The organism is Arthrobacter sp. NPDC080031, assembly GCF_040702485.1.
Lineage (GTDB): Bacteria > Actinomycetota > Actinomycetes > Actinomycetales > Micrococcaceae > Arthrobacter.
The window spans coordinates 20,470-29,674 of record NZ_JBFBLA010000041.1 but is presented as its reverse complement, the minus strand read 5'-3'; the positions used below and the strand labels follow the sequence as shown (position 1 = coordinate 29,674).

Sequence of the window (9,205 nt, the reverse complement as noted above, 5' to 3'; positions counted from 1 at the left end):
AGAGTAGGACACCGCCGGACAACCATTCACGGCCAGGCCCCGACACACACGTCGGGGCCTGACCCATTTAACAACACACGAACCGCACCCGCCCCCGGACACACACCCCGAAACCCGGGCTCACCTATCAACGGTCACGGGCCAACGCCCGCTCACGTATATGCCGGAAATCCCACACCCCGGCTCACCTATGAGCCGGAAATCTCACACGCCGGCTCACCTATGAACGGTCGCGGGCGTCCGAGGGAAGCCCGCATATGTGAGCGGGCGTCCCGCCGAAACCGGCTATATGTGAGCCGGCGTCCGGCCAGGACCCGGTATATGTGAGCCGGCGTCCGGCCAGGACCCGGTATATGTGAGCCGGCGTCCGGGGAAAGCCCGGTATATGTGAGCCGGCGTCCGGGGAAAGCCCGGTATATGTGAGCCGGCGTTGTTGAGGCTTCAGAAGATTTGGCAGCCCAAAGGGCCGACACTCCGCCTGCGGACTTGGATCTGCAAGCCAGCCGAAGCGGGCCCACTCATACCTGGGGTTGTGATGATTCCCACGGGAAGCTGAATAGGCGGCCTTCGGGTGCGTTCGCGGATGGCTGTTCACCTAGAATTACATAAGAGATACGAGCCGGATCCCGGCGGCGTGAGAACAAATTACGGATAAGAGCGGCTGCGCATGCGCCAGTGGTCAGCTCACAACAGGAGGAATCCATCATGGCTGAGCATAACGGCGGCAACCGCGGCAACTACGGCGGTGGCCGTGGCGACCGCGGTCCGTTCCGCGCCAACAACAATTCCGGGGGCGACCCGCGAGGATTCCGTTCGAGGGACGACCGCGACGGCGCTCCCGGCGGTGATCGTGATCGTAAGCCTTTTGGTGATCGTCCGCGTCGTGACGGGGATGCGCGCCCGAGCTTTGGTGATCGTGACCGCAAGCCCTTTGGTGATCGTGACCGCAAGCCCTTTGGCGATCGTGATCGCAAACCTTTTGGTGATCGTCCGAGCCGTGAGGGCGACCGTGACCGTAAGCCTTTTGGTGATCGTCCGAGCCGTGAGGGCGATCGTGACCGTAAGCCCTTTGGTGATCGTGACCGTAAGCCGTTCGGCGACCGTCCGAGCCGTGAGGGTGATCGTGACCGTAAGCCCTTTGGCGATCGTGACCGTAAGCCTTTTGGTGATCGTCCGCGTCGTGACGGGGATGCGCGCCCGAGCTTTGGTGATCGTGACCGTAAGCCGTTCGGCGACCGTCCGAGCCGTGAGGGCGACCGTGACCGTAAGCCCTTTGGCGATCGTGACCGTAAGCCTTTTGGTGATCGTCCGCGTCGTGACGGGGATGCGCGCCCGAGCTTTGGTGACCGTGACCGTAAGCCGTTCGGCGACCGTCCGCGCCGCGAAGGCGACGGAGAGCGCCGTAGCTTCGGCGACCGTCCCGAGCGCGGTCCCCGCAAGTTCGATGGCCCACGTAGCGAGGGACGCAGCTTCGGCGGCGGATCCTGGGAAGACCGTCCCGCACGGGTTCCGAACGCCGCGGATCTGCGCAGTGCCAACCGCCCGGACCGCGAGCGTTCCCCGGAGATCGACGACGACGTTACGGGCCAGGAGCTCGACCGGGTCACGAAGCACCAGATCAAGACCCTTGAAGGTACCAACGCCGATTGGGTCGCCAAACACTTGGTAATGGCGGGACGCCTCATCGATATCGACCCTGAGCTGTCCTTCCAGCACGCCTTGGCTGCCAGCCGCCGTGGTGGACGTTTGGCGGCTGTCCGCGAAGCCGTGGGACTGACCGCCTACGCTGCAGGCCACTATGGCGAGGCTCTTCGCGAATTCCGCACCTACCGCCGGATCAGCGGCTCCAACGTCCATTTGCCCCTCATGGCTGACTGCGAACGCGGTCTGGGGCGGCCGGACCGTGCACTGGATGTCGTCCGTTCCCCCGAAGCACAGGACCTCGACGCGCCCGGCAAGGTTGAGCTGGCAATCGTGGCCTCGGGAGCCAGGACCGACCTTGGCCAGTTGGACGCCGCAGTGGCCGAGCTGGAGATCATCCAGCTCGACATCAACCGCGCCTTCTCCTACAGCCCGCGCCTGTTCCGTGCCTATGCGGACGCCCTGACGGCAGTGGGCCGCACGGAAGAAGCCGGCAAGTGGCAGCGCCAGGCAGTCGTGGCAGAAAATGCCCTCGGTGTTGGAGACTTCGAGGACCCGGACATCATCGACCTCGGCGAGGACGATGAAAGCGAAGCTCGCAAGCCTCGTTTCCGGAACATCGAGGAGAACGCGGAGCGGACCGAGGCGGACATGCCCCAAACTGCGCCCGCACGCGCGGAGACGGTCATCGCCCCTGAAGCCAGCGAACAGGACGATGTGGAACTCGACGATGTCGAGTCTGACTACTTTGAGTCCGACGACGCCGAGTCGGACCGCGATTCCGTGGAAGACACCGAGGACACCGAGGACACCGAGGACACAGAAGAAGACGGGGAAGGCGAAGGAGAGGCCTCCGAGGGCGGCGAAGAGACCAAGAATGACTGAGGCCTCGCTGGTTTCGCAATTCGACGCTGTCCTGTCCGATCTGGACGGAGTCGTCTACGCAGGCCCGCACGCCATTCCCGGCGCCGTGGAGTCCCTGCAGCGGCTCGAATCGGTCGGGGTGCGGCTTGGTTATATAACCAACAACGCCTCACGTACCCCGGCACAGGTGGCGGCGCATCTTCGTGAACTTGGCGCGCCCGCAGAGGACAACCAAGTGATCAGTTCTTCGCAGGCCGCCGGGGATCTTCTGGCAGGACTCCTGGCTCCGGGTTCGCGGGTAATGATTACCGGCAGTCCGGCGCTGGCCCACGAAATCGAACTCGTGGGCCTCAAGCCTGTCCACAGCGCCAAAGAGAACCCTGTGGCTGTGGTCCAGGGCTTCAACCCGGAAATCGGGTGGAAGGATCTGGCCGAGGCGTCCTACGTTGTTGCCGCAGGCGCGCTCTGGGTGGCTACCAATACGGACATGTCCATTCCCCAGGCCCGCGGGATTGCTCCCGGAAACGGCACCCTTGTGGCCGCCGTCGCGTCTGCCACCGGCAAACAGCCGCGGGTCGCTGGCAAGCCGGAGGCCCCGCTCTTCCACTCGGCGGCACGCAGGCTGAAATCGGAGCGCCCGATCGTTGTCGGAGACCGCCTGGACACCGATATCCTTGGCGGCAACCGTGCGGGCTTCGCGACGGCGGCCGTGCTCACCGGCGTCGACACGCCCGGGTCCATCCTTGCGGCACGAAGCCCGGAACGCCCCGGCTACTTGCTGGCTGATCTCACGGAACTGCACGAGCCGTACCCCGAGATCATCGAGGAGGACAGCGCGTTCCGCTGCGGAAAGGCAAGCGCCGAAGTCCAGGACGGCCTCATCACCGTCTCCGGGTCCGAGAAGGATCTGGACGCCTGGCGTGCTGCATGCGCAGCCTGGTGGGCCGCCAATCCCGACGCCGCAGAGGCCACATCGCCGCGGCTCGAATGGCTGGAAAACTAGACTGGACCAATGAGCGAGAACGATCACCCGGAGAGTCCCGTCGACCTGCACGACGTCGAACCGCACGATGCCCCATGGCCGGACAACACGGCCCCTACAGGCGAAGCCGCCGTGGATTCCGCCTTGGAGCCACTGTCGGGCATCTCCTCCCTGCCGGTGGCCGAGCACAGCGGTATCTACGCCGAGATCCACGACTCCTTGATGGCGTCCCTCGACGACGAAGAACGCTGAGCATGGCCAGACTCGACCAGGAACTCGTCAGCCGCGGACTGGCGAGATCGCGGACCCATGCCGCGAAGCTCATTGCGGACGGAAAAGTCAGTTCCGGGGGAAGCGTTCTCGCCAAGGCAGCGCAACAAGTCTCCGACGAGACAGAAATTGATGTTCAAGCCCACGCCGAGGACGTTTACGCCAGCCGCGCCGGACACAAACTTGCCGGGGCGCTGGCGGCGTTCCCTTCCGTTGTCGTGGAAGGGAAGCGGTGCCTCGACGCCGGTGCCTCCACCGGCGGCTTTACCGACGTGCTGCTCCGGCACGGTGCCGCGCACGTGGTGGCGGTCGACGTCGGGCATGACCAGTTGGTGCCGTCCCTGCGGAACGATCCGCGCGTCGCAGTCCATGAAGGACTCAACGTCCGCTACATGACGCCCGGGCAAATCGGCGGGCCGGCCGCGCTGACTGTGGCAGACCTGTCCTTCATTTCCCTCACCCTCGTTCTGCATCCGCTCGCGGCGTGCACCGAACCCGGGGGAGACCTGGTGCTCATGGTGAAGCCGCAGTTCGAGGTCGGCAAGGAACGGCTGAGCCGCACCGGCGTGGTCACCTCCGATCAAGAACGGCGGCGCGCGGTGGCGCAAGTCGCCAAAGCGGCCGTGGATGCAGGGCTTGAACTCTGTGGCCTGGCACCCAGTCCCTTGCCGGGCCAGGACGGAAATGTGGAGTACTTCCTGTGGATAAAACGCAGGATGCAGTCGGACTTGCCTAAGATCGAAGAGCGGGACGAGGAAGTTGCTGCACTGATGGAACGAATCTGGACCACCCACTAGAAAGCAGAACACCATGAGCAGGCGCGTTTTGGTCCTTGCCCACACAGGGCGTGAGGACTCCCTTCGCGCGGCCTGGGATGCCTGCGGGCAGCTCCACTACTCCGGCCTGATCCCCGTGATGCAGAAGTCCGAATTGGACGACATCGAACGGTTCTTTGGCGTGGTGGATAAGCCGATCGAGATATTGCATGATGATGTCCGGCTGGAGGACGTCGAACTCGTCATGGTTCTCGGCGGCGACGGCACTATCCTGCGCGCGGCCGAGCTCGTCCGCAATGTCGATGTTCCCCTGCTGGGCGTCAATCTCGGGCATGTCGGATTCCTCGCCGAGAGCGAGCGGGCCGATCTTGCCCAGACCGTCGAGTGGATCGCCAGCCGTGAATATACGGTGGAGGAGCGCATGACCATCGATGTCCAGGTGTGGGTCCGTGGCCAGAAGATCTGGCATACCTGGGCCCTCAACGAAGCCGCGATTGAAAAGGCTGACCGGGAGCGCATGATCGAAGTGGTGACGGAAGTGGATGAACGTCCGCTCACGTCGTTCGGCTGTGATGGGGTGGTGCTTGCTACCCCTACGGGCTCCACGGCCTATGCCTTCTCATCCGGCGGGCCTGTGGTGTGGCCCGAGGTGGAGGCCCTCGTGATTGTCCCGATCAGCGCCCATGCCCTCTTCGCCAAACCTCTTGTGGTTTCGCCGCGGTCCAGGCTGGCCGTGGAGATCCTCAGCCGGACCGATGCCCAAGGCGTGCTTTGGTGCGATGGCCGCCGTTCCGTGGACCTGCCGCCCGGAGCCCGGATCGAAGTAACCCGGTCCACCCGGCCTGTGCGGCTTGCCCGTACCCACCAGACGCCGTTCTCAGCGCGGCTCGTGCGGAAGTTTGAGCTCCCCATCCACGGCTGGCGGGGTCCGGCGCCTCGTTCGGCCGACATCCACACCGGTCCGACCCCCGTTATCAGGACCTTCAAGCCCAGCCCTTTGCCGACACCCCAGGACGTGCGGACAGGCAGAGCGGCCGACCCCACAAAGGAGATGTAAACCATGATCGAGGAACTCCGGATCCGTGATCTCGGCGTCATCACCGACGCCACGTTGCCGTTGGGGCCCGGCCTGAGCGTCGTCACGGGTGAAACCGGCGCCGGCAAGACCATGGTGGTCACCGCCGTCGGCCTCCTTCTGGGAGCGCGGTCCGACGCCGGTGCGGTACGCTCCGGTGCCAAGTCGGCCTCAGCAGAGGCCCGGTTCTTGCTTGATCCGGGGCATGCCGCCGTGGAACGGGCTGTGGAGGCAGGCGGCGACGCGGAAGAGTACGACGGCGGCACCCAGCTCCTGCTGGCCCGCACCGTTGGCGCGGACGGCCGCAGCCGTGCTTTCGTGGGCGGCCGGTCAGCGCCGGTAGGCGTGCTAGCGGAACTTGGCGAGAGCCTGGTGGTGGTGCATGGCCAGTCGGACCAGATACGGCTCAAGGGTGCCGTGGCGCAGCGGCACGCACTGGACCGCTTCGCCGGGGCCGACATCGCCGCGACCCTCACGGAATACCAGGAGCTCTACACTCATTGGAAGTCCAGCCAGGCGGAGCTCGACACCCTCCGCGGCGAGGCCCGGGAAAGGCTGCGCGAGGCGGAATCGCTCGAGGCCGCACTCCAGGAAATCGACGACGTCGCTCCACAGCCGGGCGAGGACGAGTCCCTCAAAGCCGAGGCAGTGAAACTGGCGAACGTGGAAGAGCTCCGCATCGCCGCAGCGGCAGCGCATGAAGCACTGATTTCGGAGGAATTCGGCGAAACGGCCGATGCCACGACGCTGATCGACTCGGCCAAACGGGCGCTGGACCAGGTGTCCGGACACGACGAAGCGTTGGCGGGAGCCGCCGCACGGCTCGCCGAAATCGGCTTCCTCATCAACGACATCGCGGGGGAGCTGTCCAGCTACCAAGCCTCCCTGGACTCCGAAGGGCCCGAACGGCTTTCGGAGATCGAGGAGCGGCGCGCAGCACTGGCCAAACTCATCCGGAAGTACGCTCCAAGCATCGACGAGGTCTTGGAATGGGCAGCAGCGTCGAGGACCCGGCTCGACGAACTGCAGGATGACTCGAGCCGGATCGAAGCCCTTGACGCCGAGGTGACTGCCGCGGAATCAACATTGCGAAAGCAAGCCGCGCGCATCTCGAAGTCGCGATCGAAGGCGGCCAAAGAACTCTCCGCGCGCGTGAGCGCGGAACTCACCGCCCTTGCCATGGCCGATGCGACCCTGGTGATTGACGTGGACAGCCAGGGACAGTTGGGGCCGCACGGCGTCGACGACATTTCCTTCCTCCTCCAACCGCACTCAGGTGCCCCCGCCCGCCCCCTCGGCAAGGGCGCGTCCGGTGGTGAGTTGTCCCGCGTGATGCTCGCCATCGAAGTGGTCCTCGCAGCCGTTGATCCGGTGCCCACCTTCGTCTTTGACGAGGTGGATGCCGGAGTGGGCGGGCGTGCCGCCGTCGAGATCGGACGCCGGCTTGCCATGCTGGCCCGCCACGTCCAGGTGCTGGTGGTAACCCATCTGCCGCAGGTGGCCGCCTTCGCCGACCAACACATCCGGGTCACCAAGACCTCGGTCAGGGGAAGCGACGGCAAGACCGCCACGGGCTTCACGTCCAGCGACGTCCAGCTCCTCGATGACGAGGAACGCGTGAAGGAGCTTGCCAGGATGCTGGCAGGACAGGAAGACTCGGAGTCGGCGCGGGCGCATGCCCAGGAGTTGCTGGACGACGCGAAGCTCCTGCCCCAGCAGGCGTAGCCGCCCGGCCGGGCTGTTTTCCCCGGTCGGGTGGACTTTACTCTTGATCCTTGCCCCACGGCAGGGGACTATTGAGCATTTGGGAAAACGGCTAGCGGATCCTTTGGAGGCGCAATTGATGATAGGCTCGAATTCCGTGGTGCAGCGATCAAATTCCCGTGTAAATTCCCGGTTCCCGGGCTCGTCCAAGACGACCAAACACATCTTTGTCACTGGCGGTGTGGCGTCCTCGCTCGGTAAGGGACTGACGGCTTCGAGCCTCGGCCACTTGCTGCGGGCACGCGGTTTGTCTGTAACTATGCAGAAGCTCGATCCCTATCTCAACGTGGATCCGGGCACGATGAACCCCTTCCAGCACGGCGAAGTCTTCGTCACTGACGACGGCGCCGAAACCGACCTCGACATCGGACACTACGAGCGCTTCCTCGATGAAAACCTTGAGGGTTCGGCCAACGTCACGACCGGCCAGATCTACTCGACAGTCATCGCCAAGGAACGGCGTGGTGAGTACCTCGGCGACACCGTCCAGGTCATCCCGCACATCACGGATGAGATCAAGCGCCGCATGCGCCTCCCCGCTGAGGGCAAGAACGCTCCTGATGTCATCATCACCGAAATCGGCGGCACCGTTGGCGACATCGAGTCGCAGCCTTTCCTCGAGTCCGCACGCCAGGTCCGCCAGGACATCGGCCGGAACAACGTCTTTTTCCTCCACGTCTCCTTGGTGCCGTACATCGGCCCCTCGCAGGAACTGAAGACCAAGCCAACGCAGCACTCCGTTGCCGCCCTGCGCTCCATCGGCATCCAGCCGGAAGCGATCGTGATCCGCTCGGACCGCGAAGTGCCGGACGCCATGCGCGAAAAGATCGGCCGCATGTGCGACGTCGATATTGACGCCGTGGTCAACGCCGCCGATGCCCCCAGCATCTACGACATCCCCAAGACGCTGCACTCCCAGGGTCTTGACTCCTATATCGTCCGGGCCTTGGACCTTCCGTTCAAGGACGTCGACTGGACCAGCTGGGACAAGCTCCTCGAAGCTGTCCACAATCCCAAGCACCAGGTTGAAGTTGCCCTCGTGGGCAAGTACATCGACCTCCCGGACGCCTACCTGTCCGTGACCGAGGCCTTGCGTGCCGGCGGTTTCGCGAACGAAACCAAGGTCAAGATCCGCTGGGTCCCGTCCGACGAATGCGAAACCCTCGAGGGCGCCACCAAGTCCCTGGCCGGCGTCGACGCCATTTGTGTTCCCGGCGGCTTCGGTATCCGTGGCCTGGAGGGCAAGCTCGGCGCGCTCAAGTTCGCCCGCGAGACGAGGCTTCCGGTGCTGGGCCTTTGCCTCGGTCTCCAGTGCATGGTCATCGAGTACGCCCGCAATGTGGTCGGCCTCGAGGGTGCGTCCTCTAGCGAGTTCGAGCCCGACTCCAAGTACCCCGTCATTGCCACGATGGAAGAGCAGCTCGACATCGTGGACGGCAAGGGCGACCTTGGCGGCACCATGCGCCTTGGCCTGTACGAAGCCAAACTGGATGAAGGCTCCGTGGTTGCAGAGACCTATGGCGCAACAACGGTTAGCGAGCGTCACCGGCACCGCTACGAGGTCAACAACAAGTACCGCGAGCAGATCGCGGCCGAGGGACTCGTGTTCTCCGGAACCTCTCCCGACGGCAAGCTGGTTGAGTTCGTGGAACTGCCGCGCGAGGTACACCCGTACTACGTGGCAACGCAGGCCCACCCCGAGCTCAGCTCCCGCCCCACGCGCCCCCACCCGCTGTTTGCCGGCCTCGTGAAGGCTGCGCTGGAACGTCAGTCAGGCGTGGATTCGGCAGCAAAGTCAGCCCGCAAGGTAGCTGCGAAGTAATCGCTCACACA

Annotated in this window: 8 protein-coding genes; 7 read left to right on the top strand and 1 reads right to left on the bottom strand. The window is 64.6% G+C overall.

The features are described 5' to 3' along the window. Positions 1 to 684 precede the first annotated feature (684 nt). Positions 685 to 1,662, bottom strand: coding sequence for a hypothetical protein (locus AB0323_RS22905; protein ID WP_366179379.1), 978 nt, complete (start codon positions 1,660 to 1,662; stop codon positions 685 to 687). A 6-nt stretch (positions 1,663 to 1,668) separates the two neighbouring features. On the opposite strand from AB0323_RS22905, the gene AB0323_RS22900 reads away from it, so the two are divergent. From AB0323_RS22900 to AB0323_RS22870, 7 genes are all read left to right on the top strand, one after another. After that, the gene (locus tag AB0323_RS22900; protein ID WP_366179378.1) at positions 1,669 to 2,526 is read left to right on the top strand and encodes a hypothetical protein; all 858 of its coding nucleotides are present in this window, start codon (positions 1,669 to 1,671) and stop codon (positions 2,524 to 2,526) included. Next, the gene (locus tag AB0323_RS22895; protein ID WP_366179377.1) at positions 2,519 to 3,508 is read left to right on the top strand and encodes an HAD-IIA family hydrolase; all 990 of its coding nucleotides are present in this window, start codon (positions 2,519 to 2,521) and stop codon (positions 3,506 to 3,508) included. The genes AB0323_RS22900 and AB0323_RS22895 overlap by 8 nt, the downstream gene beginning before the upstream one ends. 9 nt (positions 3,509 to 3,517) lie before the next feature. Continuing rightward, positions 3,518 to 3,739 carry a hypothetical protein gene (locus tag AB0323_RS22890; RefSeq protein ID WP_366179376.1) on the top strand — a complete coding sequence of 74 codons (222 nt, stop codon included), beginning with the start codon at positions 3,518 to 3,520 and terminating at the stop codon, positions 3,737 to 3,739. Positions 3,740 to 3,741: 2 nt separating this feature from the next. Continuing rightward, positions 3,742 to 4,554: a TlyA family RNA methyltransferase gene (locus AB0323_RS22885; protein ID WP_366179375.1), complete on the top strand. Its 813-nt coding sequence runs from the start codon at positions 3,742 to 3,744 to the stop codon at positions 4,552 to 4,554. A gap of 13 nt (positions 4,555 to 4,567) precedes the next feature. After that, entirely contained in the window at positions 4,568 to 5,590 is a 1,023-nt protein-coding gene (locus tag AB0323_RS22880) for an NAD kinase (RefSeq protein WP_366179374.1), read from the top strand. A 3-nt stretch (positions 5,591 to 5,593) separates the two neighbouring features. Then, complete coding sequence (gene recN, locus AB0323_RS22875) at positions 5,594 to 7,333, top strand: DNA repair protein RecN (protein ID WP_366179373.1); 1,740 nt, start codon at positions 5,594 to 5,596, stop codon at positions 7,331 to 7,333. Between the two features lie 118 nt (positions 7,334 to 7,451). Beyond that, positions 7,452 to 9,194 (top strand): CTP synthase, encoded by a 1,743-nt coding sequence (locus tag AB0323_RS22870; RefSeq protein WP_366179372.1) that lies wholly within the window; start codon positions 7,452 to 7,454, stop codon positions 9,192 to 9,194. Positions 9,195 to 9,205 lie beyond the last annotated feature (11 nt).